This is a genomic window from Arthrobacter sp. JDC6 (assembly GCF_056484025.1).
Window position 1 is genome coordinate 2372377 of the sequence record NZ_CM151278.1, and the last position, 25439, is coordinate 2397815.

Sequence of the window (25439 nt, forward strand, 5' to 3'; positions counted from 1 at the left end):
CATGTCCAGCCAGACCCTGCACACCGGGACCGGCTTGCCTTCCGGTTCCACCGCCGAACCGCCCGCCACCCGTACGCCCCGCCGCTTGCCATCAGCCAGCACTGCCGGCAGATACGCAGCCTTGGCCGTGGCAGCGGCGCTGACCCTCGGCCCTGTCCTGTGGACCTTGTCCACCTCGCTGCGCACGCCGTCGGAATCGTTCAACCTGCCGCCCTCCATCCTGCCCATCAACCCTGACTTCACCGCCTACCAGGAAGTGTTCAAGCAGATCAACGTCGGCCTCCTGGTCCTGAACAGCGCCCTGGTGACCGGCCTGATCGCACTTGGCCAGATGGCGTCGGCCACCCTGGCCGGCTACGCCTTCGCCCGCCTGGACTTCCGCGGTAAGAACGCCATCTTCTCGCTGGTGCTGGCCACCATGATGGTCCCGGTGCAGGTCACCATCGTCCCGGTGTTCATGCTGATCCGTGGAATGGGCCTGTCAGACACCCTGCTGGCCCTGATCCTTCCGGCGCTTCCCACAGCATTCGGCACCTTCCTGATGCGCCAGTACTTCCTTGGCCTGCCGAACGACTTCGCCGAAGCAGCAGCCCTGGACGGTGCCGGGCCGTGGCGGATCTTCCGTTCGGTCTACGTCCCCCTGGCGGTCCCCGGCATGGCGATCGTCGGGATCCTCGCCTTCAACTTCCATTGGAACGAGTTCTTCCGGCCACTGATCCTCACCATCAGCGAACAGAATTTCACCCTTCCCCTCGGCCTGGTCACGCTCCAGGGCAACCTCGGCACCGGCAGCATCTCGGTGGTCCTCGCCGGCGTGATCCTGTCCATGCTGCCGGCTCTGGTCGTCTTCACCTTCGGCCAACGAACCCTGCGAGAAGGCCTCACCGCCGGCGCCAGCAAATAGCGGTGCTGTAGGAAAGAAACACGTCCACGCAGTGGGGTGCATCATCTCGGGACGGCACGGCGAGACGATCCCGCGCCCATCTCGTCTGGCGCGGCATCAAGATAAGGGCCCGTCATGTCGTCCCCGCTCCCCCGGCGAATGAATAGGTGTAGGCCACCGACGGCCCACCCGACATAACCTGAACGAGGAAAGTTCAGAACCCACTCACGGCAGGCGGACCAGAGCGACAACACTCAAACTATCTCAACACGTTAAAGCAAAAAGCCCCTCTGACGAGGGGATATGCTGTGCCCGAGGTGGGACTCGAACTACATTCCAAGCCCTGCAAACACTGGGAACCCGCGAAAACATGCGGAGTCCTGGACAGTCCGGAGGCTGTTGGGCCCAGTACGGGACGAAAAGTGTGGACATTGTCACAGCCCCCTTTCGGGGGCGCTGGAGCACTACCGGGGCATCAGATGACTGGAAATCCCGGCGGCAGAGTCCAGCAAGTCGATAGTGCCCGCGGCGACTCCGACGACAAGGTCGAAGCCTTCATCCGTGGTGAAGCCATGCCTGTAACCGTTGATCCACAGCAGCAGCACCATGAGCGTCCACGCCGTCCGTTTGTTGCCATCAATGAGTGGATGGAACCGGGCGACCGACTCCAACAAGGCTGCCGCCTTCACCGCAAGCTCCGGATAGGCGTCCACACCCATAACAGTGGTAGCCGGCCTGGCCAATGCTGAGGCCAGCAATCCGACGTCGCGGATATGGAAGCCGTATCGATCAACTACCTGGAGTGCATCCTCGATGTCCAGGTACGGTGTCACGCGTCCTCAAGGCGCTTCAGCAGATCAGCGTCATGACTCATAACAAAATCAAGCCCCTCGCTGATTTCACGTCGGCGCGCGTGGCGCTGCAGAACCAACTCTGCACCCTGCAACAGAAGCGCGGACTTGGACGTATGTTCCTCGGCAGCCAACTTCTCCAGCCGCCGATCGAGGTCTTCAGGAACACGAAGATTCATAGCCATCCCCAATGGTACCAAAGCGGTACCCACGCTTGACTGGGCTGCCTACCTCGCTGGTGGGACCAGACTCACCCGTGCAGCGTCGCCGTGTCCTGGAAAGCTCTGGTGGGGTTTTCAAGGAGGTACGCTGCTGAAGCCAGAAGTGTATTTACTTCCGGCCTCGCTCTAATCCCCTCGAGCCGACACCCGCTCACCTGTCTCATAACCAAGGATGAGTGCCAGATTTTGGCTACGAAGTTACGAGACATAGTTACGAGAATCGCCCTTGCCATCGCGCGTAGAAGATTCCGTAGGAAATAGGCGACCATGCAGCTCAGACGTCTCTCCGCGGAAGTAAGACGTCTCATTTCCCAAGGGTTTCGAGACGCATATGTCTCTTATTAGTTATGTCGGCTGAGACTAGTGGAGGAGTTTGTGAATGACCGATCCGTCTCCGTGGAAGATCAGCGTTCTGCCTTGGCCGTCAATCCAGACCCAAAAGTATGAGGCGTCTTCGCCGACATCATCCACCGTGCCACCTTCGGATGCACATCCGGTTCGTTTGACGATCACTCTGTCGCCCGGGTTCAAGTGAATCCAGTTGTGATAGCTGAGTAGGCGACTTTGTGCGTCGGTGGATGGGACTTTCAATAGCTGCGTGCCTGCATTCATGGTGTTCCTTCCGGTGGATTTAGGCGTTTCCGTCCACCAGGTCCGGGTATATAAGGAAGGGCGGGGCGGGCACCCGTGTGCACGCCCCGCCCTTTTCGTTTAGTACTGCTAGGTCAGTTCTGGGGTACTACCTGCATGCTTGGGGGCTAGCGCCTCCTGCTCGACCGCGTTGTCTTCTGTGTCCGCCAGGCCTTCCTTTTTCTGCACCCTCTTTGCCCATGCTGAGGTCACGATTGGGCAGAGCACGGCGGAGACGACGACTGAGGCTGCGACCAGGACGGTGGCGTGTTCTGCTGCCGGGGCGTAGACAGGGTTGGCTGTGGCGATGATGGCGGGAACCAGCGCGGCGTTGCCGGCCGTGGTTGCTGCGGCAAGGCCTGCTACGCCGTCACCGCCGGTGAGTTTGTCGGCGAGGAGCAGCACGGCGCCGCCGACGAAGACCACGAACAGGCCTAGGGCGATGCCGAGCAGTCCGGCTTCGACGACGGCGTTGAGGTTGATGGTCAGGCCGAGGGCCAGGCCCAGGAACGGCACCATCGCCGGTACCAGCGGGGCCAGGAGATGACGCATGTTCTTATCGAGGTTTCCGAGGAGCATGCCCAGTGCCAGTGGGAGGATGGCGCCGACGAGTGCCTGCCAGGGGAAGGCGGCGAGACCGGCGATTCCCAGTGTGACCATGGTCAGGAAGGGGCCGGATTCGAGTGACAGGATGGAGTACGCACCCGCATCGCGCTTACGCCCGAACTGTCCCATCAGTGAGATGTAGAGACCGCCGTTGGTGTCATTCAGTGCGGCGACAAGCGCCAGGGTTGAGAGGCCTGCGAGGATCCCGGATTCGATGGGTGCTTCACCGAGGAATCGTCCGGCGATGACGCCAATGAGGACGGCGAAGAGAATTTTGGAGCCGAGCAGTACACCGCCCTTTTTGAGGATGTAGGGCGTTGATTTGACCTCGAGTGTCGCGCCGAGGCAGACAAAGAACACGGCCAGCAGCGGCGCCAGGCCGGTGAAGAAGGCCCCTGTAAAGGAACCGAAAAACTTGCCGGCGTCCGGGGCGAGGGTGTGGATGATGGCGCCGATGCCAAGTGGCACCAGCATCATTCCGCCGGGAACTTTTTCAAGGGCTTTCTTGATGGGAATCGTCATTGATTTCTCCTGTGAATAGCTGGGTGGTTGGGAGCTGCACGGTTCGGACCGTCAGTTCCGTTGCTTTTTGGGGTTAGCCGAGGCCTGGGATGAGCAGGACTTTGCAGGCGTCTCCGGTGAGAAGTTCTACGGCTTCGTCGATGTCGCTGAGTTTCTTGCGGTGGGTGATGAGCCAGTCGAGCTCGAGTTTGCCGGAGTCAAGCAGCAGCAGGCTTTGTTCCCAGGTTTCCCATAGCCGGCGCCCGAAGATGCCGCGAAGGGTGATGCCTTTTTTGTTGATGTAGGCGGCGATGTCCACTTCTGCGGGGCGGCTGGGGTGTCCGACGGTGATGACGGTGGCTTCGCGGCGGACGGCTTCGAAGAGTGTGGTGAGGGTGCCGGGGGCTCCGGAGCATTCGAAGGCGACGTCGAAACCGCCGCGGCGGCCGGTTAGTTCGCGGCAGCGTTCGATAATGCCGTCGTTGGGGTGCATGGCGGTCGCGCCGAGTTTTTCGGCTTGGGCGCGACGGTAGGGGTTGGGGTCGACGGCGATGACGTGGGAGGCGCCCATGAGTAGTGCCAGGTTCACGACGACGAGGCCGACCGGGCCTGCGCCGCTGACGAGCACGGCCCGGCCTGCGACGGAGTAGTTGGCGCGCTGGATGGCGTGGACGGCGACGCCTGCTGCTTCGAGCAGGGCTCCGGATTCGAGGGACAGGCCGGTGGGGAGCTTGACGCAGATGTCCTGGGGGACGGCTGCGTATTCGGCGAAGACGCCGTCGATGTGCATGCCCAGGATCCCGGTGCGTTCACAGGTGTGGGCGTCTCCGGTGCGGCAGGGGAAGCATTGTCCGCAGGTCAGGTGGCTTTCGAGGGCAACCTGGTCGCCAACTTGCAGCCCGGTGACGCCGGGACCGACCTCGACGATGGTTCCTGCGCCTTCATGGCCCAGGATGACCGGGAGGTTGAGGTTGAACGCCTGGGCTGACGGGGTCCATTCGTAGAGTTCGCGGTCGGTGCCGCACAGGGAGGCGGCTCCTACTTCGATGACGACTGTGCCTTCTGTTGCCTTGGGGTCGCCCGCGTCGGTGACGTACGTGACGCCTCGCTCTGCTGCGTTCTTAACTACTGCCCGCATGGGGGCCGCCTTTCATTGGTTCTGGTGATGCGTGGAGGAATTGTGTGGAGTGTTAGCTGGGGAGCTGGCCGGCGAAGCGGCGCAGGATGTCGGTTGGTCCGACCTGTCCGCCTTTGAGCAGCAGCCGGGATCCGCCGACGGCGGAGGCGCCGTCGGCGCGCAGGATGGGGCCGGCGGTGACGAACTGGTCGGACACCCGGAGTTGGCGCACGCCCATGGCGATGAGTGCGTGGCTGGAGGTATCTCCACCACAGACGGCGATGTCCCGGGTGAGCCCGGCGTTGGCCATCCTGGCGGCGATGCCTCCGATCAGGGTGCCGACGTAGCCGGCGTCCACTGGTGTGCTGGCCCCGTAGCGTGGGTCCGCCGCGCCGCGGGTGGTGTGAACGACCACGTTGCGCCCTGCCCGGAGGGCGGCTGAAACGCGTTCATCGAGGGCGGCGACCAGTGCGGTGTCATCGCGCTGGAGCAGTTCGGCAGGCACCGGGACGTCTTCCCAGCCATTGGAGATGGCGTCGTTGATTTGCTCGGCCGTGGTGCTGGAGGCCGAGGCGCTGACGGCCAGCACTGGTCCAGACGGCTTCTGGGGGCCGGGTGTGCGTGGGGCCTGGTCCGAGATGGACCTGGCCAGTGCTGCCATGATGCCGCCGGATCCCACGATGATGGATGGGCCGTGGCCGTGTTCTTCCCGCGTGAGGGCTTCTGCGATGGCGTCCATCTGGTGTTCATCCACGGCGTCGACGACAAAGGCCTGCGCCGCGAGATCCCGGCGCCGTTCCGCCCAGGAGTCCTTGAAGGTGCCGTCCTGGTAGGCGGGCAGGTGGATCGCCCCGGGCACTTGGGTGCCGCCGAGCTGTTCGGCCAGGACCTGGCGCAGGTCCGCCTCGGCCATGGGGGTGGACGGGTGGCGGGACATGACGGGGTGACGGTCCAGCCGGTAAATCTGGCCAGCGTAGGTTGCGTAGTGGTTGCTGAAGGCGGTGTATCGGCCAAAAGCGGGCTGGGCCGGCGCCACGGGAACGGGTCCGTGCAGGGGGAATTGCTGATGGAGCAGCTGGATCCCGCGGCCGATACTCCCGACAGTGGTGGAGCTGTCAAAGGTGGAGCAGACCTTGTACAGCAGCACGTCCAGGTTCAGGGCCGCAATCCCGGCGAGGTCCCTGATGACCAGGTCGTCGAACGCTGTTCCGGACAGGGAGCGGGCCGGTCCTGCAAACCCGACGACGTCGGTGTCCTTCGGCAGCGGCGCGTCCCCGATGACCAAAGCAGCTTCCAGGCCGTAGCGGTGGGACTGGGCCAGGACGTCGGCGGCTCCGGTGAGGTCGTCCGCGACGAAACCGAAAGCTGGCATCTCAGGCACCTTTCCCGAAAGTCTGGACAGCGTGCAGGAGAGCATCGTCCCCCGTTTGAGCGAGTTTGTCCGCTGCGTTTTGCAGCGACACCCCGTCCACTGCTGCTTCCCACGCCTGGCGCAGGCTTCGCACTCCAGCGCCGGGGCCGTCCGGGTGGGCGGCGACCCCGCCGCCGGCCAACATCATCAGGTCGGTGGAACCGACCGCGTCGAAGGTGGGGCCGGGGGTGGTGACATTCTGCCCGGAGGACAAAACAGGCAGCGGTGCAATGGTCTGCCCGAGCGGTTCGAGGAGGCAGCGAATGTTGGCCGCGACCTCTTCGTCCAGTTCGTAGAACTTGCTGCCCAGCCCGCTGGCGTGCAGGTGATCGGCGCCGGCGAGGCGGGCCATCTGCTGCCAGACCCGGTAATCCATGCCCAGGGCCTTGGACCGCATCGAAGCCGCGAGGCCTGCCCGGTGGCCGTGGATCGGTACCTCGGCGAAGCTGCGCAGCAAGGCCAGGGCGGGCAAACCCATCACGGGGATGTTCAGCATCACGCACGTGCCGCCGGCTTCAACAACCAGGTCGTGGCGTTTCTGCAGTCCGGCAAGGTCACCGGTGATGTTGAAGGCATACATGGTGGAGTGGCCGGTGACCTGCTCGGCGGCGCGGATTTCCTCGGTGGCAACGGCGACCCGGCGTTCCAGAGGCAGGTATGCCGGATCAGTCATGAGCTCGTCGTCCTTGATCAGGTCGATGGAGGCCATCGCCAGATCCCGGACCACCAGACGGAACTCCTCTTCCGAGAGCCCGACATTGGGCTTGACGATGGTGCCAACCATCACGCCCTCAACGTCACTGATGAACTTGCGCGTCCCCTCGATGCCGAAGGCCGGGCCCGGGTGGGCTGCCACGAAGTCCTCCGGCAGTTCAATGTTCTGGAGCCGGCAGGCAAACAGATCGCCCAACTCGAAGAGATTGCCTGCAATGGCAGTCTGCAAGGTCGCCAGGTCCGTTCCGACGTTCTCCATCGGGAAATCAACGGTCACCAAGGCAGCGCGGACTTTTTCCGGGTTGGTCCGTGACGGCAAGGAAGGCCGGCAAAAACCAAGCTCCTGCACATCCGATATCCGGGCGGCGTGCCGTTCCCGGATGCGGGCGGATTCGCCCGGGACCGGCAGGAAGGTGCCGCTGGACTGCTCGCCGGCCATGATGGCGGCGGCCTTCCCGGGATCGATCTCGGATTCTAGGTAGTAGGTGCAACGCACCGAGCGCGGGTCGCGCATGGATTCTCCAATTCGGGGGTTTTGAAACTCACGTATCCGACTGTCACCTGCAGGTACTTTCACTTCGCTCACGCGCCGATGCGGGCTCAAGCAGGTGACTCCCACTTCGGGACTATGGCATCTCCTGTGATCCCAAGCCCCGAAGTTATACGTACCTTTGATACGTACAATAATGGGTGGTGTAGGTCACGTCAAGGCCGGACGATGTCACTGCTCAGCGTCAGAGGAGCAGGGGAGGGCTAAGATTTGCACAGCGGCAAAGGAGTAAGCGTGAGTTTGGAACCAGCAGAACCAGGGTCGGGGCCGGTGGGACGCAGCGGTGGTCTGGACCGGGAAGCCGGAGGCCCACTCCATGCACAAATTCGGGACATCCTGCACCGGCAGATCGTGGACCTGGCACTGTCCCCAGGCTCCTCCCTGCCCACTGAAGAGGAACTGCAAAGGCAGTTCGGTGTCTCACGCAGCGTCGTGCGCCAGGCCCTGTCAGGCCTTGCTGACCTTGGCCTGATCCGACGCCAGCGCGGCCGCGGCAGCGTAGTAGCCGCAACGCCCGTCCTCCGCCGACACGTTCAGCGCGCAGGCGGCCTGGACGAACAGGCTGCCGCGCACGGCCAGCGCCTGCGCACCCATGTCCTCACCGTAGAACCATCCGAGCCGCCCCGGGCAGGCATCGAGGCCCTTAACACCAACAACACCTGGAAAATCGAGCGGGTCCGCTACCTCGACGATCTTCCCGTTGCGTTCATGCGTACCTGGGTCCCGCGTGACTTCTTCCCGCACTTCACCGCGGAACTGCTCGAAAACGCGTCACTCCTGAGTCTCATGCGCGACCACGGCTACCACCCCGCCGGCGGACCCCGTCAGGTCCAAGCCGTGTCCTCAGATCCTGACCTGGCGCGGAAACTAAACATCAACACCCGCGAACCACTGCTCCTGCTCCAAGGCGTAACCCGCGACGCCCTCGGCCACGGCCTCGAATGGTTCAACGTCTGGCACAGCCCCAACACCGTCTTCGACGTCGATGCACAAGTCACAAGCCAGCCCGGCCGCGTCTCCCAAGAGCACCTTCGCCGCCTGCGGAACCTGACCCAGCAACTTGAATCAGAACTAGCCGACCTCGAACGAGGAGCACGCTAAAGCGCGCCCCCGCGGCCAACCGACCCCTGACATCCATCGGGACATCTCAAGATGTCGGGAGTCGACGCCCGGCAGGACGTACGCGCACCCCTGCGGGTCGCCACTGACTTGTCCCGTTTGGGCCTGGCTTGTCTCATAACCTGTGTGCCTCAAAATCCCTAGGCTCTCGTGACACGTCTGTGCATTGGTGAATAGGAGTACCGGGCGAAAGGGAACTTTGTGCATAGGAGTACCGGTCAGCCGGTGGTCACGAGCCGCCTGCACAAACCCTGAAATTCAGGGGAAGTTTGTGCAGTCAGCTTCTGAAAACGACAGGTCGCGCCGCCGGCGACTGTGGTGATCCCCGCCGGTTCACCAAGGGCCTCGGCCCCCCTGTGCCTGAGAAGCCCCAAGCCCTCGGAAGTGCTGATAGGTATCCGGCGGGGTGGCAATGCTGAACGGGCGTCGTCCCTGCTGCAGGAACATGAACCACGGCGAACAGCGAGCCCGGCAGCGCATGGTGTGGACCATGGGAGAGGGAGCCGTCCCGGACTTGAAAAGTAAGCATGCTTGCTATTAGGTTGGTGTCAGCTTCGCCGCCTGGCCACCATCAGGCGGACGGCGTTAGGAAAGCCTCGCGGTCCCAAGTGCTGCGGGGCTTTTCGCTCCCCGTGTTGTACAGCGGGTGTCAGGATCCGAATCGGCAGAGGGAGTATGCAGTGGCTCAGGGCGATATCGAGACGTACTACGAAGACGGCCAGTGGAAGAACAAGCGTGAGGGTACTGACCGCGCGTTTGGCGCCGGCTACGGCACCAAGGAAGAAGCGGTGGCTGCGGGCCGGGAAGCGGCCCAGGCTGACAAGGTGGAGCACGTCATCAAGAACCAGGACGGCCAGATCGCTGAGAAGAACAGCTACGGCCACGATCCGCGGAACGTCCCGGGCTGATTGCCGAGTGACGCTTTTGCGTTGCGACTTGTCTGGAGATACAAGAATGGCCGGCGGTTAGGCCGGCCATTCTGCGTTCTCCTCGGCAAAGGAAACTTATGGGTTCAGCTTAGCTGAATGTTCTTCTTCGGGTGCTGCAGCCGCTGGGAGCGTCGTTGTTCCCTGGGGGCGCGGCACCTGGTGGGCGCGGACGTGGGGTGCGTTAATCGGCGGTCCGTCGCTGGTGAGTCGCTGCTGTGGTTCGCCCTGGGCGGCGGACCGCCCGACTTCTGGAAGGTTCCTGGCCTTCCTGCGGCGATTGGGCTGGGCCTGTGCCGGGCGGGGTTTGGGATCCGCCGCCCGGCACAGAATCCGTGGTTTATCCGGCTGTCTCTGTCTTGTCGCCGCTGTCGATGATGATCTGCTCAACCTCGCTTGCGGTGTATCCCCATGCGACCAGCTGGTTCAGGTAGTCCCGGTGGGTTTGGCTCGGTGAGCGCCACGAGTCTTTCTGGATGGTCTTTTCATACCCGGCGCAGATCAGCGCAATCAGTCCAAACTCCGGCCGGGTTGTCGTTTTGGCGACGTGGTCCCTGAGCGGGTTCCACGCCCACTGGCTGGACTCTTCGAACTTCGCCCCGATCATTTCTGCAGCCACCTTCCCTTCGTAACCGCTGGCGGTTTCGGAGTGGTGGGTGATCGCGTGCAGGGTAAGTACTGCCAGCCCTTGGGGGCCTGCTTCTTCGCCAGCAGGTTCTTGACCCACTCCCGCCGGACGGTCGTAGCTTCTCTGCACTTTGCAACCGGCATGGATTCGGCTCAGGCGCAGCGACATATCACTTCCTGCAGCCATCAAACGGGTCTTGAGAACGGGGCTTTCTGGTCGTGTGACTGCTTGCCTCGAGCCGGGTCGGTCAAGGGCAGTCGCACGCGGAATTGTCCTGTGGAGCCTGACCATACCCCTGACTCTTTGTTGTCGGGGGCATGGTCAGGCCTTGTGGCTCCGGCGGTTAGGAGTTTCTTACCGCAGCTGCAAATTCTGCGGTTGTCCCGGTGAATTTCACCCCACCAGGAGCGAATGGGGTGACCTTGTCGTTGGCAACCTCAAATCTTCCCGACGGTCCTCCAATCACGTAAAAGAGGCCCGGTTCGGGTTGCTTCAGGAACAAGACGGCTTGTTCTGAAACCTTGAACAGCGGGTCATCATCGGTTTGGTGAAGGACGCCATCCACGAGTCCGCCAGTCTGGCGTACGGTCAGTTTCGCTCCAACAGCCACAACATTTCCCGGGTCGTGGACCACCTGTTCAACCGTAAATTCGAAATCGGTAACCGGAATGGTCTTGATGCTTGACTGTCCGATGACGCGCGTAAAGCTGCCCCGGACCGCGACCGCACTATGCGCCTTGAGATCACCCAGGTTGTTGTAGGCCTCAGCCCAGCTGGCGTCCATTCCGACCGTTTGGGCAGATGTAGTCGCACTTGTGTTTCCCGGTGTGCTCGAACAGTCGACCAGGCCTGAGACAGCAGCGATAGCGACCATTGCTGATGCCGTCCCGGTCACCAGCATCCTCATGGAGTGAGTCTTCATAATGTTCATCATCCTCTTGGGTCGATCGTGTTAGTACAGGGCAACGGAGCCGTTGTTGTCATCCGCGGTGGGCATGTAAATCCCGCAGGAATTACGCGTGGGTGTGTTGGGAGTCATCAAAACGCAGCCATTAGTGTGAGCAAGTCCGATTGCATGCCCCAACTCGTGCGCTGCGACTCCCTGAATGGTGGCCGCCGAATACCCCGACGTGTAGTAATAGTTCAAATAGGCATTGGCATAGCTGAAACAGTTCCCGGTTGAACACCCGTGCCAGGCGTAATAGGTAATCCCGTCCCAGCCGACGGTAGAGCTGTAAGCGTCGTCGACAGTCAGCGCACCACTACCCGCGTTCAGATAGAGGTTGTCCGGGCTGGCATTCCACGCCCAGCGCTGGTTGTCCCAGCCGGTAATATTAATGCCGTACATGTTCGGCTGATACTGCACGCTGATGTAGGCGCAGCACCCGCTGGTGGGCGTGTTCTCCCATCGGACCCCTTCAAGTGCGTAGGCCTGAGCCGGACTCATTCCCAGTACTGATACCAGAAATATCGCCAATCCGGCTGCCATCCCTCTTAGGCCCAAAATACGCTTGTTTCTGATTGCCACGTGCATAATTCCTTCCTCAAATGAAGACGGATGCAGTGGGTAGCCTCACTTCTGGCAGGCAGGCAAATATGGCCCAACAAATGGAATTTAGGTGGAATTGAATCCAACAAGTTCCGCAATCAGCAGACATCAATAAGTTCTGGATACCCCATAAGTTCGAGGTCGATGAGTGCATGGACCAGCTTCGTCTCGAAGGCTGGATCTCGGCGTAGTAGCTCTGGCCATCCCCCTGAAGCAGAGGATTTTTGCGAATTACACGCGTTTATCCGGCATCGTTGCCTGAAATGTTTTCCCCCAATTTCCCCCCGGATACCTCTGTATGAGATATGGGGTGAGAATATTCCACTGGATGCCGCGGCACAATAGCTTTAAAAATTTTCAGTCGAATCTTTACATGACTGCAGTTCGTGAGTGAACGCCTCGATCCCTGACACCTCTAGCCTGGAGGGCATCCAGAGGTTCACTGGGCTCGCCGGCGGTTGCCCGAACCAGCTTGCCGAGTGTTGAACCCGTATATGGGCTGTGCCGAGTATCGGAGATTTTTGGGGCCAGCTCCGCCCCCTGGCGCGGCGAATTAGCTAGTTCTCAGATCGGATTGTTGGGATACCTAGCATCGTCTGCCCGAACCCACCGAGTCTTTGAGCGTCGGCGCGTTTCTGTTTGAGGAACTGCATGGTTAGCTCGATGCCTTCTATCTCCCCCAGCCAGCCTTTCGCGTGGGCCAGCTCGCGGCGCGCTATGAGATCGATGTTGATCTCGTCGAGCCGGGAGACCATGTCAGGCTTCACGTGGAGCATGGGGCATCGGATGCAGGCGTGCTCGTGTTCGCACGGGGTGGCGTAGGGTCGTGCGCAGTCCCCGAGCTCCACTTTGCGTTTGTCGAAGTGTTCTTCGAACTCAGCCCATTCGGTCCTGCTTGGAGCCTTGTATTCCCGTGCTGGACGGGCGGCGCGCCGCTCGGCGAGGTGTTTTTGGTAGTGCCTAACGACGTCTTCCCGGAAGACCGTGACGTAACCGTGGGTTGTTTGAATATCGAGGTGTCCCAGAAGTGCGGCGCCGATGTGGATGGGTAGGCCGTTATTGACCAGGTCAGAGGCCAGAAGACGGCGGAAATCGTGCGGTGTGAACCGGCAACCGCCCAGCTCGGGATGGTCGAGGGCGACGGCGTCGCTGAGTTTGGCCAGTTCATCTCGGAGCGTTCCCGCGTTGATTACCTCGGTGCGTTGTCCGATCGTGCGTTGGAAGAGGAACGGCAGCGGCTCGCTGGTGACTCTTTCCGATGGGTTGAAGCGGGTCGCCAGTGGCACGTTCTCCCTGTTCCTGGTCAGGCGCCGGATGATGGTGGCGATAACGTGGAAAAGGTCGGGGCTCATGGGGATGACTCGTTCCCGATCATTTTTTGAGGGAGCGACGACCAGGAGTGCGACGATTTCGCCGTTGGGTCGGATGTATTGACGGATGCTCAGCTGCGATAGTTCCAGCAGTTCGTCGCACCGGAGGCCGGTGTGCCTCAAGGTCTCAACAGCCGCCCACTGCCAAAACACGCCATCCTCGGTGAACGTCACATTGATCTTGCGGTTGGTGGACAGGTCAAGCACGCGGACGTTCGATACTCCATGGAAGCGGCGGTGCCTGGCGTCGCCCTCGGTGTAGAGGCGTTGATACTGTTTGCCGCCGACGGTAATGATCTCGTCTTTGCGGGTTTCGCCGGCGGCTTTCAGAAGTTCCTGGAATTGATCTTTGCGTTCTGTGGCAGCGGCGATGAAAGCCGGCAGCACTGGCTGGAGGAGGCGGATCCTAGCGTCCATGCGTTCTTTTGCGCGGCGGGCGGCTTTGCCCAGCGTCCGGGTCTCTCTGCCAGCGATCGGGCACGGCGCTACCCATCGGGCCCAGCGTTCTGGTTCTTCGGCCGCCCAGCCCTGCAGGTCGAGATAGAAGGCCCTGATATTCGTCATGACGGCTTCGAGCTGAAGACGTGGCTTTCCATCGCGGCGGACAGCGACAACGGCCCGCCAGCTTTCATAGTTCTCTTGTGAGATGACGAAGGTCGCTTGGCCGGGGTTGATCTTTTGGAGGCCTCCCCAAAACTTCCCGCAAACGTCTTCTGAAAGGTCCCGTAAGGTGGCGTAGTCGATGTCGTGGCTGCGCCGGGTCAGGTAGGCAACGAAGACGTCGCGGATGTCCGGATTAGTGACGCTGTGCTTGTCGACCAACTCAGCCGGCGTCTGGGCCGGGGATCGCATCGCCGCGCGGAGAGTTGGCGGGACCTGGGCGGGAAAGTGCCCGGATTCGGACATCACCCGCCAGGCAAGGTAACCGACGTGAGTTTCATACCCGCCGCCCCATCCGCCCTCGCGCGTGGCGATGGCGTAGTGCAGCAATGCTTCCGCGCTCAGGTCAGCGAACCGGATTCCCTGCGTCGTCAGTGCTGATGCCACATCCATCCGGGCGCAGCGTTTGAAGTGATCAGATGTGTCCTGCTGTTCAACCAGGGCAAGGAAGCGGTCCAGGTCCGGGTCATTTTGCGCTTGCTCAAAATGCTCGTGGTAGCGGACGAACGAGTTGATTTTGAAGGCTTCCAGCGAAGGGCGAATGACACGCAGGCAGCACAGCAGCATCAGAGAATGCCCCAGCTCGCCGTCCAGACGGAAGTTTCCCGTGGTCAGCTCGCGTATTTTGCGGTGACCATCATTGAACCCCGACGAGATCCATTTCTCCTGCCAGGTCCGTCCGGAGTGCCTCACGAGATAGGACAGCAGCCATTTCAGCCCGTGGTGGCGCAGTGATTCACGTGGCTGCTTGCGCGGCCATATCGTGTCCGTCAAGGCGATGATGCTCTCGGGGCTTGCCGTGTCCAAGTCACCGCGAGGCCATGGCGGAATTTCCGGTCTCGGCGCAGGAGCTGCGATGATGACGGTTTGGTTCCGGGTTCTGCCGGGAACAGCTGCGTTTACCGGCCGCTGTTGTGGCCGCTTGAGGGCCTTAGGCACCGAACACCACTGAGAAATCGTCGGGGTCGTAGCCCGGGGTCAGCGTTGATTGAGGCCGTGGAGAGGCCATGTGCTCTTGTACTTTTTGGAAGACCTCATCGACCCGAGGGCGTAAATAGGGAGCCATCGAGGAGACTTGTCGGTGCCGGCTCACGGCCATGATTTCAGGCAAGGTCAGATTCGGGTCAGAGACCATGCGGTTGATAGTCGTGTGCCTGAAGTCATGCAGTGACCAATCTGTACCCAGCACGCCATTCACCCGTTGCAGCATCCGGCGGGCAGCGTGATATGTCAACGGCCGCGGTTTGCCATGGAGCGCCCGCCAGATCAATTCATCTGGCCTCGGAACTCCGTGCTCATGGAAGTACAAGGTCAGATACTGCAGGGATTCCGGTGAGACAGGCACAGGTTCCAGGACACGGGATCCTTTAGATACGACCCATACGCGTTGCCCGGCCCAGTCGATCTGATCACCGTGGACGCCGAGCAGCTCACTCGCCCGGGCGCCGGAGGACACATACATACTCACCAGGGCACGATCACGGTTAGTCCGCAGAGCCTCCATCAAATCTTCGAAAAGGTCATCCGGGATGGAACGGGGCAGCCATTCGGACTTCTTCTGCCGCAAAGGAGCCCGATTCGCCCGTGGCGCTGTTTCCGTCCGGCCGTGATGAACCATGCGTCTCCGCCCGGCAGCCTCAGGGACCGGGTTTATCAGGGGTCCACGACCGAATCGTGCGTGGTAGGAGTAAAAGGACGAAAGCACCGTAAGGGCGTGATTGATCGTTGCCGGAGCATAGCCCCCGGGCAAGGGACGCTTACCTGTGCGCGAATTCCTCCCCCGGCTACCGGTCCCCCGCCGCTGAGGATTCACAGCGGACCGCATCCACCCCACAAGGACCTCGACCTCCGCACGAGTCGCCTGCTCCCATCCAGCGCCGAGCAGACCAAGAACACGCCACCACCTGAGCAAGTCATTACCGTAAGAGCGCACGGTCAAAGGGCTCATATCGCTCAGAACGAGATCACGGAGGAACACTGAGAAGTCCTCGATCTCTTGCCCCTTGTCGTCGATGACGACGTAGGGCAAGAGGCCCTCCGTTCTTGGGACCACTACGCCTATCGCCATAAGGCCAATCTGTCCCTCGAGTAGTTTGAGCCGCACTTCGTCCACGAGAACCACCTCTCCGGAGAACCCTGATCCAGACTCTACGATGAAGTTCAGTTAACAGGACTGACTGCATCAGCTTGTTGTTCTCGATCAGGGTCTTCCGTTCGGCTTTCTGTTCCTCGGTCATGGGGCCTTTGGGGGCCGAAGAGGTGCCGTAGCCGCTGTAGTAGCGGAGCGTGAAGCCAAGGTCTTTCCAGCCGGTCACGACGGGGACGGCGGAGTGCTCGCCGCGGTAGTCGGTCTCGATGTAGACGGCGTTGCCGTCCTCGTCGGTGGCCGGTTCCCCATCTGCCCTTTTCAGCGAGGTAACGCGGAGGGTTTCGCTGTCCTCCCCGTACCCGCATTCGGGAACCACGATGGTTCCGGCGGCTTCCAGTTCGGCGGTGAGTGCGGCCAGCGCGGCGGCGCGGTCGCGCTTGTCGCGCAGCTGCTGGGTGACGTGCAGGAGCATGTCGGGTTCGTCCATGATGACCGATTCCAGTTCGGCCGTCGCGTCCTCGTCCGCCTCAAATTCGGCCAGAATCAGGGCTTCTTCGATGGTGTATCCCTTGCCCAGGGCGGCGGCTCCCGTCTCGGTGGACTTGGCTTTGAGGGCACTTTCGACGGTGGTCTTGGTCCGTCCGGTCTTTTTGGCGATCGCGGCGGCTGAGACACCGATTAGGGACAGCTGGTGGTAGGCGTCCGCTTCGTCCGCTTCGGTGAGTTCGGCGCGCTGGATGTTCTCCACTACCTGCGTGACGATGCGTTCTGCTTCCTCGGGGGACTCGATGATCATGACCGGAATCAGGGTCCGGGCGGCTTCGACGGCGGCGCGGGTGCGGCGCTGGCCCATCAGGACGTGGACGGTTCCATCGTCCTTGCGGTGGGCGATCACGGGTTCCATCACGCCGTGTTCCTTGATGCTGGCGACGAAGTCAGCGGTCAGGGCGGCGTCCTTGCGGACGTTGATGTCCACGGTCAGGGCTGCCGGGTCGAGCATTTCAAGCGTGGGTGTTGCGTTCATGGTGTTGCTCCTTCTTGCCGAGAAGTTCGGTGGGTGGGGCGGCTCAGGTGACCGGCCAGCTCCCCTCTCCCCCCGACGCTTCTATGTCTGTCAAGCGGATGGAAAGTGGCTGCGGGTGCTGACCACCGGCGGCCCCTCTCCCCCGGGCGTTTTTTGCCTGCTGGCGGAGCAACGCGTAGCTGTGCCCGACGGAGCCGGGGCAACCCGAAGGGCAAGCAGCGGATGGATTGTGGGAGGAAATAAGCGAAGCGCCGACACAAGGCATCGGCTGCGCAGCCGTCCGCAGGACGGTTGAGCCGGTGGAGCGGGCACGTACGATCCGGAGGACAGCAGCAAAAAACAGAAAAGCGCTTCTACAGCCCGAGCGAAGCGAGGCCCGATCTTTGATGCCCGGGCACCGAGCCAGCGTGTGCCTGCTGGTGGCGGTAAAAAGGATTGGCTGACTCCAGTCGAACGCGAAAACAATACATTCGGATAGGAGCTGAATTGCTCGTAGCGAGTGATTCCAGTCTTTTAGACACACCGTCTTTTCCTCAACACGCTGGGCGTTAAATGTGCCTTACTACTCCACAGGGTGTGGATTCCGTCCGCGAAATCAGCGTGATTCCGGGCCTTTTGAGGGGTCCTACCTGTGGATTAACGGTGCATTAAATGACATACTTGTAATACATCATCTTGGGGTTCCGAAGAGGCGTCTGCACTACATGTAGTGTTGACGCAGAGCTCATCCCAATGGTGTTCTCTACGACAGAAGCGCACGATCGGGTGCAACCGATCATGCGCTTCTTTTACAAACAAATAGGGACCAATGCCTCGCAGGCAAATTGCCTGCGTCAAAGTCCAGGGAATTGTTTTGTGTCGTTTCCATAGCTCCGGAACGTTCACAACAGACTACGAGTGCGTCTGTGGCCTGTCAATCCAATCGGCAGCTAGCGTTCCTCTGCACCCGGCGGTCCTGGGAAGGAGAGTAGCAGTGGCTACTCAAAGGATTCGGGTCCGTATCAAGCGGACCATCCGAATCATCCCCGTCCGGCGATAAAAGTCGCCAACTCTGGGCCGACAGCGGTCACTCGACGCTGTCGGCCCAGAAGACCCAATACAGCCGAGCAAGGACAATGTAATGCCAAAGAACACCAAACAGACCAGCAGTAAAGCAGCGACAGCCGCAAGCAAGGACCTAAGGGACGGTCGCGCCAGCGCAGCTTCCAAGACAGCTGCCGCCAGTGCCCTCTCCCAGAAGGGCAAGGGAAAGTAATTGACGGTCTTCTACTTCAATAGCACAGGCAACCCCATCGCGTTCCGGCGCCATCCAACCGACAGGTTCCTGTTCGACAAGAGCGGGAATTGGATTGGTTGGTTCCCTTGGGGCGATAACGATGCTGCCGACAAGGAAGGAAACTACCTGGGAACGGTCGTGGGAAACCGCCTACTCACGCGAGATTTTCAGCCCTACCGTGGTTACCCCGGCTATCCAGGCTATCCAGGCTACGCGGGATACCCCGGATACCCCGGTTTCGCCGGGTACAGCGGCTATCACTCGGGGTTCTCCGACATCCCTGAGGCCAGCCTTAAAGGCTGACACGACAAGTAATGCAATCTGGAAGTAAATGAGGCCGGCCCCTTGGGGCCGGCCTCATTTTTTCCCTCAGCAAAAGGAAACCCAGCGCCACAGCGTCTTCGCTGCAGGAAACTTATAGGTCCAGCGGGGATTTCTCCCAGGAGATATCGACGATGGGGGCGCCTGCCTGGGGCATGGTCAACATCGAGAGCTCGAGGATGTCCTGCGCGAGGGTGGCATCGGCGGGCGCGGCGTCATCGTCCGTGAGGATGTACTCGTGACTCATGTGCTGCCCCCAGGCTCTTAGTGGATCGTGTTCCTTTTCCACTGTAGCCCGGCGTCCGGCCGTTGCCCGCTTCTGGAGCTGCGCCCGCGGCAGCGTGATCGGCGGCCGGAGGAGCGCACGCGGGGGAGGCCGCCACCGCACCCAACGGGGTCCGGACCGGTTCCCCGGCCCGGCCCCACCCGCCTAGCGGTGCCGCTTGTAGGCGGTGTCCTGGTTCTTCGCGACGGGGGCGATGGTTCCCCTGCTCACCAGCTGGTCCATCAGTTCCGCGAGCCGGTACCCCGGCGTGTCAGTCAGGGCGAGCTTGAAGTGGTCTCCGGCTACTGATGATTGGCCTTTGAGGTACGCCAGCCAGCCGATCAGGGTCAGCAGGGGCGCCCGGTACCCTTCGGGCGCGGCGTCGATGAGGTCCCGGGCGGTTTCCTGTGCCCGATCCACGCGGTCCCAGTCCGGGGTGATCCCCTCCCCCACGAGCAGGTTCCCGCTTCCCTCGGCGTCCGGCAGCTCCGGGTCGATCACGTTGCAGAACAAGGTGTCGCGCAGGTCGGGGCGCTGGAAGCACGCCAGCAACTCCACCGCGGTCTGCTGGTCCAACCAGCCGCCCCGGGTCAGTGCCTGGGCCCACAGTTCCCGCCCCGGAGCCAGCTCCGCGCCGAGCACTCCCGGGAGCGCGTGACGGATCTGCGCCTCCCTGTCTGCCGGGCCTGCGAACGGTGCGTAAGTGGTGCCGGGCGTCTTCTGGTAGCTGCTGCCACGGAACACCAGTTCCGCATTCAGTTGCCCGTCCGTGATGGATTCCAGCGGTTCGGGCGGGCAGCACCCGGCGTCGCTGTCACACAGCAGGTTCCGCCAGTGCGACGCGGTGACCAGCCATGCGTCCCGCAGCGGGGTGCCTGCGTTGTCCAGCGCGTCGATGACGGCTTCGACGTGGTCGTGAAAGGGGCGGGGCTGCCTGGGCGCGGGGGTGCTGGCCGTGTAGATGGCCAGCAGCACCGCCGTGGCCTGCGTGTCCAGTGCGAGATAGTCCACCATGGAGCGGGCGAAACCGGCGGGTTCGTCGGACGCGGGGGCGTCGACGCGCAGTGTCGCGCCCAGCGTCTTGCCCCGCATCGTCAGGAACACAAAGGATTCACGCGGTACGAACCCGAGGGAGTGCGGGATGAAGCCGAGGATGTCGGCGGGGCTGGAAATGCGGATTGCATCAGTCATGGTTTTGAGAGTCCTTTGCTGAGGATGATGGTGGGTGGGGCGGCTTTGGTGACCGGCCAGCGTCCCCGCTCCCCCCTTTGTTGTTTTGGCTGCTGGCGAAGCTTGCGGAGCTGTGGCCGACGGAGGCCTGTCTACCCGCAGGGCAAGGGGCGGGAAATTCCCGGAGGAAATCAGCGACGAAGGAGCGCCGCAGGGAATTTCGTGCTCCGCGGGCCCCGACGGAGGAGGGGCTAGACGGGACGGAGCGGACACGTACAATCCGTCAGGACAGCAGCCAAAATGTCGAAGACAAGACAGGGACAGGGGCGGCGGAGCCCTGCGGAGCCGGCACTGGCCCCATAGCCGGCCGCGCCAGCGGACGCCCATTCCTGTGAGCCCCGCGAACCCTCCCTCAGCACCTCGGATCCGCTAAACGGTGTCTCAGACTTCGGTGGCCGCGCGCCCCCGGGCCGCCGGCACTGCGTGTGCGAAAGGGCGGTCCGCCGCGGCCAACCCACGGCGCAAGCCGGCCACGACGGCGGACCGCCCGCGGTGAGCGCCCCCATAAAGGGGACGGCCACCTTCAAAGGAACTAGCCTGCGAGGAGTTCGGCCAGCTCGGCCGCATCGGACACCAGCACCGCCGCCCCTTCCCTCAGGAGCCGGTGGCATCCTGCCGAGTTGGCGCTGTGCACGCTCCCGGGGACGGCCGCGACATGCCGGGCGATGGTTTCGGCGTGATGGGCCGTGTTCAGCGCCCCTGAGCGCCAGCGGGCTTCCACGACACACGTGACTCCGGCCAGGGCGGCAATGATGCGGTTCCGCTGCAGGAACCTGTACCGGGTGGGGGCGGAACCCGGCGGGAGCTCTGAGAGGGTGAGGCCGTTGCCGCGGATCGCAGCCGCGAGATCAGCGTTACCGGACGGGTAGTCCCGGTCAAGGCCTCCGGCCAACACCGCGAGGGTCGCAGGTCCCTCTCCCTGGCTTCCGGCCAAAGCGGCCCGGTGCGCGTGCGCATCAATGCCGTAGGCAAGACCCGAGACAATGCAGACTCCACGTTGGGCCAACCCGTACGCCATGTCCCCTGTCACGGACGCGCCGTAACTCGTGCAGTCGCGGGAACCGGTCAGCGCCACACACTTAAAAGGTGCTGGAATGCCGTTGTCGATATTGCCCCGGTACCAGAGCCCGTACGGGGCGTCGGGCAGGTCGTCCAGGCCTTCGGGCCAGTGCTCATCCCCCGGGATAAGGAACCCTCCGCCCAGACGTTCGATGGTGGCCAGGTCCTTTTCCGGGTCCAGGTCCGGCACGCGGGGCGCCCAGCGCTTCAACGCACCTGACAGTTCCTCGGCCGTCACGTCCTGAAGCGAGTGGGCGGGTTGGGCGCCGGTGGCAAGCCTCAGTGCGGCGTACGCGCCGAGCCTGCCCACGAGGGCAAGACCGACACGGTCGCCGGGTTCGAAGAGGCGGGTCAGGGCGGCGCGTGCAATGCGATCGTTCATGGTTTCTCTCGTCCTTTGCTGAGGATCCGGTGAGCGGGCGGCCTTGGTGACCGGCCAGCTCCCCCACTCCCCCGGGCGTTTTTTGCCTGCTGGCGGAGCAACGCGTAGCTGTGCCCGACGGAGCCGGGGCAACCCGAAGGGCAAGCAGCGGATGGATTGTGGGAGGAAATAAGCGAAGCGCCGACACAAGGCATCGGCTGCGCAGCCGTCCGCAGGACGGTTGAGCCGGTGGAGCGGGCACGTACGATCCGCAGGACAGCAGCAAAAAGCAGAAAAATGCTTCTACAGCCCGAGCGAAGCGAGGTCCGTACAACTGGACCTGGGTGCTGGCCGGCGAGGCCGGAAAACCCAAGCCTTCAGGCAGCGCGTAGTTTCGGGGCTAGGTCGTGGTGCTCTCTTGTGCAGCACGGGCATGCTGGTGGCGGTAGAGCGATGCACGGCTTCAGCCAACGAGGCGGGCGGCGTCTTCGGCGGTGCGGCCCTTGGCGCGGGCGTCCTGGGCGATCGCGAGTTTGTCCGCGATGACGGTGGGGTCGGACAGCGGCCGGCCGAAGCGTGTGCCGTTCTGGCGTGCTGCGGAAATGCCAGCGTTGACCCGCTCGACAATGAGCTCGCGCTCATACTCGGCGAGGGTGGCGAGCATGTTCAGCATCAGTCGGCCGGTCGAGGTTGCAGGATCGATGCCATCGGAGATGGACCGGATCTGGACACCGCGGCCGCGGAGCAGGGCCACCGTGTTCAGGACGTCGATGAGCGACCGGCCCAGGCGGTCGACCCGCCACACAACCACGGTGTCGCCTTCCTCGGCATACTCGAGGAGTCTCTTCATTCCGGGCCGTTCGATCGCCGTCTTGCTACCGGAAGTCGTATCGGTGAAGACATCGCGTTTCTGCACACCGGCGGCGACCAGTGCATCCAGCTGCAGCTGGTCGTCCTGGCTGGAAGTACTGACCCGGGTGTAACCCAGTAGCCTCACAAAGCAATTCTGACTCGAAAATCCCCCGATGCACCTGCGGCGAGACGATTTACCCGCGAGACGCCTTTACGAGACGTCGACGACACGGCTATTCCGCCTCCCGGCGCACCGCCCCTGGCCCTGCCGAAGGGCCGGAGACAGTGTCTTGAAAAACTGTTGTTTTATAAGACGACAAGATAAGAGAACAAAGCGATGTGACAAGTACCTCTTGAGGCACCGGCTCCCCTCAGACCTGGCCGACCGGGTACCGGCTAGGGGACGGATTCGAAAACTCCGGCAAACCTCGCTTTCAAAATGGAGGGCATCTAAGAAGAAGGTGAGGGCTGATCAGCTTGGAATGAGAAGCTCCATCTGGCCCCTGTTTTCATGATCTGTGGCTGGGGACAATAAGCGAAGGGGATGTTAAAGGAAGATCCAAAGATGTGCAGATCCAGTGACACCCAGCTTCTGCGGTCGTTGACGGTTGGACGGGGACAGGTCAATGAGAGGGGGCTTATATTCTGTGGAAAGAGCTGAGCTCGCCGTGGATTTACATCAGGAAGGCAGATTGCTGGTTGAGGACATCATCCGTCGAAAACGGGTGAGGATGTTCCTGGAGGGCATTCCGGAGTGTGAAGCGTGCCGGTACCCTCGTCCGGGCACCTTCCGGATCCTTTGCTTCTCCGGATGCAGCCACAACTACTGTCCGGCGTGTGCTGGGGAAAGAACCCAAAGCAGATTTACCTGGCTGGACTACCACTTTCAGTATCTGTGAAGCCCTAAGTTCTACCCCTGCAGCCGGGTTCCCGGGAGCTTGACTCGCGCGCCGCTTCCGGCCTCTCTCACCGTCTGACGCTGCGCGGCAAGGGTCACAGCACAGCACATCTATCAACAGCTTCACCTCGAAATCGCTTCTGCGACCAGGCGGGCGCGGAAGATGGCCGGAGAGCGTTCGTGCTGGGGATTTCATGTTGGATTTCCGCCACAGCCCCAGCGGTGGCTGCCGGGGAAGCTTCAGGTGGTAGCCCGGCGCTTGGTGCCCCTGGCTGACCACCTGAAGCGGTGCTATGCGCATCGGACGGGTTATCCACGTGTGATCTGGATTTTCCGCTTTTGGGTTGTCTGTTCGGGCAGGGGGACGCGGACTTCGAGAATGCCGTCGGTGTAGGTTGCTTTAACATCGTTTTGGTCCGCGCCTTCCGGCAGCGGGAGGCTACGGGAGAACGTGCCGTAGCGGAACTCCGAGCGGTAGCCTTCCTTGCCCGATTGCTCGGATTTTTCTTCCCTTGTGACATTGATCCGCAGTTGGTCTCCGATCACTGTGATGTCAATGTCCTTGTTCGGGTCAATGCCGGGAACCTCGGCTTTAATCACGAGCGTTTTGTCTTCCCGGTACTCCTCGGTGCGCAACCAGTTGTCGAGATCTCCTTCGAAAAAGCGGCGAAGGGGTTCGGCGAGGTCGGCGCCGGTACGCCGGACGAGGTTGTTCATTGTGCTGCTCCTCTCTATCGTGATTGTTCGGTTCAGTTGGGGGCCAGCCCCTGGGTTCGTGCGGGACAGGACCCGCAAATGTGCCCTGCCTGGGCACGTCACCCGCCTCCGGCCCTGCCGGTTTTGGGGTGGCAAGACACTGTGGTGTGGAATGCGCTTCAGGGCACCGCCGGATTGAAACTGAGAGCTGCAGCGCCGGTGGGCGCTGGAGCTTCGCGTTGGTCCGGCCGTGCCCGGCGTTGCCCGGGGACCTGGCAACCTTGCAGGTTCCGCCGTGTCCGCGTTCTTCATCAGATGCCTTCATGGGAACTGCCCGGTCCTTTGATCAGGCCTCCTCCGGAAACATTTGTTCGAGGACGTTGTTGCCGTCCGAGGTGAGCATGTCCAGGAGTTCGCCTTCAGGGAGTCCTGATGCTTCGCCGACCTCGGAAAGGGACCCGGATCCGCTTGCCAGCAGTGCTGAGGCAGAAGTCCGCAGCGCGGCATAGGCGGCGTCGAGGGCGGCTTCGGCGACCACGATCACGCGGGCCAGCGACCGGAGCTGTTCAAGTTCTGCTTCCATGTCGATACCTCCCCCTTCGTGCGGTGGTCGAGGGTGAGTGGCTATTGTTCCAGAACACTGTCGATCAGATCCTTCAGGACTTCCCAGAAGTCGCGGGCACGGAACGATGTAACGGGTCCTCTTCCCTGGGCTTGTCGAACGGCGTTCGCCACGGCAACCGCTTCGGCAAAAAAGTTCGGCTGTAACGGCGGGGACGCGCTCTGCTTCCAGGGCGAGGATATGTTCGACCATGGCGCGGGCGTGCTTTTCGGTTTCGTCGTCCTGGTGAAAGCTAAGCCTGCTCGGCTCAAGCCGTGTCTTTGCTGTGGCGAATCCCCGATCCACATGCGGGGCGAAGCCGTCGTCCATGTACTGAATGGCCATGCTGTCACCTCCGATCGCCTGGTTTCAGGCTGCACCGCATAGTGGGAAGCGTCGGCACCAGGCTGCGCATCACTCCGATGCGGGCCAGGAGCGGGTGGGGACGGTCCCCGGGTCGCGGGGACCGGGGACCGTCACGGGTGGAAAAATGCCAGCCCTGCCCGAAAGCCGCCGTGGGGCGCGGCATGCTTCCCGGTGTTTCAGGCGTTAATTTGCTGCTGCTGGCCGCCCGTTCCGGCCGTCACTTCGATCTTCCGGGGCTGGGCCTTCTCCGCCACTGGAATCCGGACCGTGAGGACACCGCCGTCGTAGCCCGCCTTCACATTTTCTGTGTCCAGCGTTTCGCCCAAGAGCAGTTGCCGGCTGAAGACGCCACGGGGGCGCTCAGCAGCAATGAGTTCCACCCCTTCTCCGAGCGTTTCCTTGCGTTCGGCCCGGATGGTCAGGACGTTCTGCTCGACGTTTACGTCAATGGATTCAGGGTCGACACCGGGCAAGTCAACGGCGACCACGAACTGGTTGTCCTCACGCCACGCGTCCATGGCCATGGCCGCTGGGCGGGCAGCAGTGCCCAGTACCTGCTGCGTCAGCCGGTCGAACTGACGGAACGGATCACTCATCATCAACATGACATACCTCCTCGGATCAACATGTGACCGGATCTATATCCACTGATATAGATTTTTTAG

General features: G+C 62.1%; 23 protein-coding genes and 1 pseudogene. 4 read left to right on the forward strand and 20 right to left on the reverse strand.

Annotated elements, in window-relative coordinates:
• Position 1 precedes the first annotated feature (1 nt).
• Complete coding sequence (locus tag ACV095_RS11040; protein WP_478221818.1) at positions 2-904, forward strand: carbohydrate ABC transporter permease; 903 nt, start codon at positions 2-4, stop codon at positions 902-904.
• A gap of 443 nt (positions 905-1347) precedes the next feature.
• Here the strand turns inward: ACV095_RS11040 and ACV095_RS11045 are convergent, their stop codons facing one another.
• The 7 genes from ACV095_RS11045 to ACV095_RS11075 all read right to left on the reverse strand — a co-directional run bounded on the left by ACV095_RS11045 (position 1348) and on the right by ACV095_RS11075 (position 7448).
• Positions 1348-1716: a type II toxin-antitoxin system death-on-curing family toxin gene (locus tag ACV095_RS11045; RefSeq protein WP_478221819.1), complete on the reverse strand. Its 369-nt coding sequence runs from the start codon at positions 1714-1716 to the stop codon at positions 1348-1350.
• Positions 1713-1913: a ribbon-helix-helix protein, CopG family gene (locus tag ACV095_RS11050; RefSeq protein WP_142074287.1), complete on the reverse strand. Its 201-nt coding sequence runs from the start codon at positions 1911-1913 to the stop codon at positions 1713-1715. Before ACV095_RS11050 ends, ACV095_RS11045 begins: the two co-directional genes overlap by 4 nt.
• 402 nt (positions 1914-2315) lie before the next feature.
• On the reverse strand, positions 2316-2567 hold the full coding sequence (locus ACV095_RS11055; protein ID WP_478221820.1) for a hypothetical protein: 252 nt from the start codon (positions 2565-2567) through the stop codon (positions 2316-2318).
• A gap of 108 nt (positions 2568-2675) precedes the next feature.
• Positions 2676-3713: a 2-keto-3-deoxygluconate permease gene (locus ACV095_RS11060; protein ID WP_478221821.1), complete on the reverse strand. Its 1038-nt coding sequence runs from the start codon at positions 3711-3713 to the stop codon at positions 2676-2678.
• Positions 3714-3786: 73 nt separating this feature from the next.
• Positions 3787-4830 carry a zinc-dependent alcohol dehydrogenase gene (locus ACV095_RS11065; RefSeq protein ID WP_478221822.1) on the reverse strand — a complete coding sequence of 348 codons (1044 nt, stop codon included), beginning with the start codon at positions 4828-4830 and terminating at the stop codon, positions 3787-3789.
• Between the two features lie 52 nt (positions 4831-4882).
• Positions 4883-6181: a four-carbon acid sugar kinase family protein gene (locus ACV095_RS11070; RefSeq protein WP_478221823.1), complete on the reverse strand. Its 1299-nt coding sequence runs from the start codon at positions 6179-6181 to the stop codon at positions 4883-4885.
• Between the two features lies 1 nt (position 6182).
• On the reverse strand, positions 6183-7448 hold the full coding sequence (locus tag ACV095_RS11075; RefSeq protein ID WP_478221824.1) for a RuBisCO large subunit C-terminal-like domain-containing protein: 1266 nt from the start codon (positions 7446-7448) through the stop codon (positions 6183-6185).
• Positions 7449-7718: 270 nt separating this feature from the next.
• Between ACV095_RS11075 and ACV095_RS11080 the strand changes: the two genes are divergently transcribed.
• A complete protein-coding gene (locus ACV095_RS11080) occupies positions 7719-8585 on the forward strand; it encodes a GntR family transcriptional regulator (protein WP_478221825.1) in 867 nt (288 codons plus the stop codon).
• A gap of 698 nt (positions 8586-9283) precedes the next feature.
• Positions 9284-9511 carry a DUF2188 domain-containing protein gene (locus tag ACV095_RS11085; protein WP_120693051.1) on the forward strand — a complete coding sequence of 76 codons (228 nt, stop codon included), beginning with the start codon at positions 9284-9286 and terminating at the stop codon, positions 9509-9511.
• Between the two features lie 358 nt (positions 9512-9869).
• Here ACV095_RS11085 and ACV095_RS11090 read toward each other — a convergent pair.
• The 6 genes and pseudogenes from ACV095_RS11090 to ACV095_RS11115 form a co-directional block, all read right to left on the reverse strand.
• Positions 9870-10276: pseudogene (locus tag ACV095_RS11090) on the reverse strand (ParB/RepB/Spo0J family partition protein); the annotation flags it as partial.
• A 224-nt stretch (positions 10277-10500) separates the two neighbouring features.
• Entirely contained in the window at positions 10501-11064 is a 564-nt protein-coding gene (locus tag ACV095_RS11095) for a hypothetical protein (protein ID WP_478221826.1), read from the reverse strand.
• Positions 11065-11109: 45 nt separating this feature from the next.
• Positions 11110-11685 (reverse strand): matrixin family metalloprotease, encoded by a 576-nt coding sequence (locus ACV095_RS11100; RefSeq protein ID WP_478221827.1) that lies wholly within the window; start codon positions 11683-11685, stop codon positions 11110-11112.
• A gap of 578 nt (positions 11686-12263) precedes the next feature.
• Entirely contained in the window at positions 12264-14543 is a 2280-nt protein-coding gene (locus ACV095_RS11105) for a tyrosine-type recombinase/integrase (RefSeq protein ID WP_478221828.1), read from the reverse strand.
• Between the two features lie 124 nt (positions 14544-14667).
• Complete coding sequence (locus ACV095_RS11110; protein ID WP_476742003.1) at positions 14668-15303, reverse strand: tyrosine-type recombinase/integrase; 636 nt, start codon at positions 15301-15303, stop codon at positions 14668-14670.
• Between the two features lie 397 nt (positions 15304-15700).
• The gene (locus tag ACV095_RS11115) at positions 15701-16849 is read right to left on the reverse strand and encodes a ParB/RepB/Spo0J family partition protein (protein WP_478221829.1); all 1149 of its coding nucleotides are present in this window, start codon (positions 16847-16849) and stop codon (positions 15701-15703) included.
• 1255 nt (positions 16850-18104) lie between these two features.
• On the opposite strand from ACV095_RS11115, the gene ACV095_RS11120 reads away from it, so the two are divergent.
• Positions 18105-18428 carry a hypothetical protein gene (locus ACV095_RS11120; protein WP_478221830.1) on the forward strand — a complete coding sequence of 108 codons (324 nt, stop codon included), beginning with the start codon at positions 18105-18107 and terminating at the stop codon, positions 18426-18428.
• Positions 18429-18540: 112 nt separating this feature from the next.
• Here ACV095_RS11120 and ACV095_RS11125 read toward each other — a convergent pair whose 3' ends face one another.
• The 7 genes from ACV095_RS11125 to ACV095_RS11155 all read right to left on the reverse strand — a co-directional run bounded on the left by ACV095_RS11125 (position 18541) and on the right by ACV095_RS11155 (position 25379).
• Positions 18541-18693 carry a hypothetical protein gene (locus ACV095_RS11125; RefSeq protein ID WP_350005427.1) on the reverse strand — a complete coding sequence of 51 codons (153 nt, stop codon included), beginning with the start codon at positions 18691-18693 and terminating at the stop codon, positions 18541-18543.
• A 183-nt stretch (positions 18694-18876) separates the two neighbouring features.
• Positions 18877-19902, reverse strand: coding sequence for a DUF4192 domain-containing protein (locus ACV095_RS11130; RefSeq protein ID WP_478221831.1), 1026 nt, complete (start codon positions 19900-19902; stop codon positions 18877-18879).
• 571 nt (positions 19903-20473) lie between these two features.
• The gene (gene dprA, locus ACV095_RS11135; RefSeq protein WP_478221832.1) at positions 20474-21382 is read right to left on the reverse strand and encodes a DNA-processing protein DprA; all 909 of its coding nucleotides are present in this window, start codon (positions 21380-21382) and stop codon (positions 20474-20476) included.
• Positions 21383-21824: 442 nt separating this feature from the next.
• The gene (locus ACV095_RS11140; RefSeq protein ID WP_478221833.1) at positions 21825-22358 is read right to left on the reverse strand and encodes a recombinase family protein; all 534 of its coding nucleotides are present in this window, start codon (positions 22356-22358) and stop codon (positions 21825-21827) included.
• 1062 nt (positions 22359-23420) lie between these two features.
• Positions 23421-23828, reverse strand: coding sequence for an Hsp20/alpha crystallin family protein (locus ACV095_RS11145; RefSeq protein WP_478221834.1), 408 nt, complete (start codon positions 23826-23828; stop codon positions 23421-23423).
• Positions 23829-24153: 325 nt separating this feature from the next.
• On the reverse strand, positions 24154-24390 hold the full coding sequence (locus tag ACV095_RS11150; RefSeq protein ID WP_478221835.1) for a hypothetical protein: 237 nt from the start codon (positions 24388-24390) through the stop codon (positions 24154-24156).
• A 560-nt stretch (positions 24391-24950) separates the two neighbouring features.
• Entirely contained in the window at positions 24951-25379 is a 429-nt protein-coding gene (locus ACV095_RS11155; protein ID WP_478221836.1) for an Hsp20/alpha crystallin family protein, read from the reverse strand.
• Positions 25380-25439: the final 60 nt, after the last annotated feature.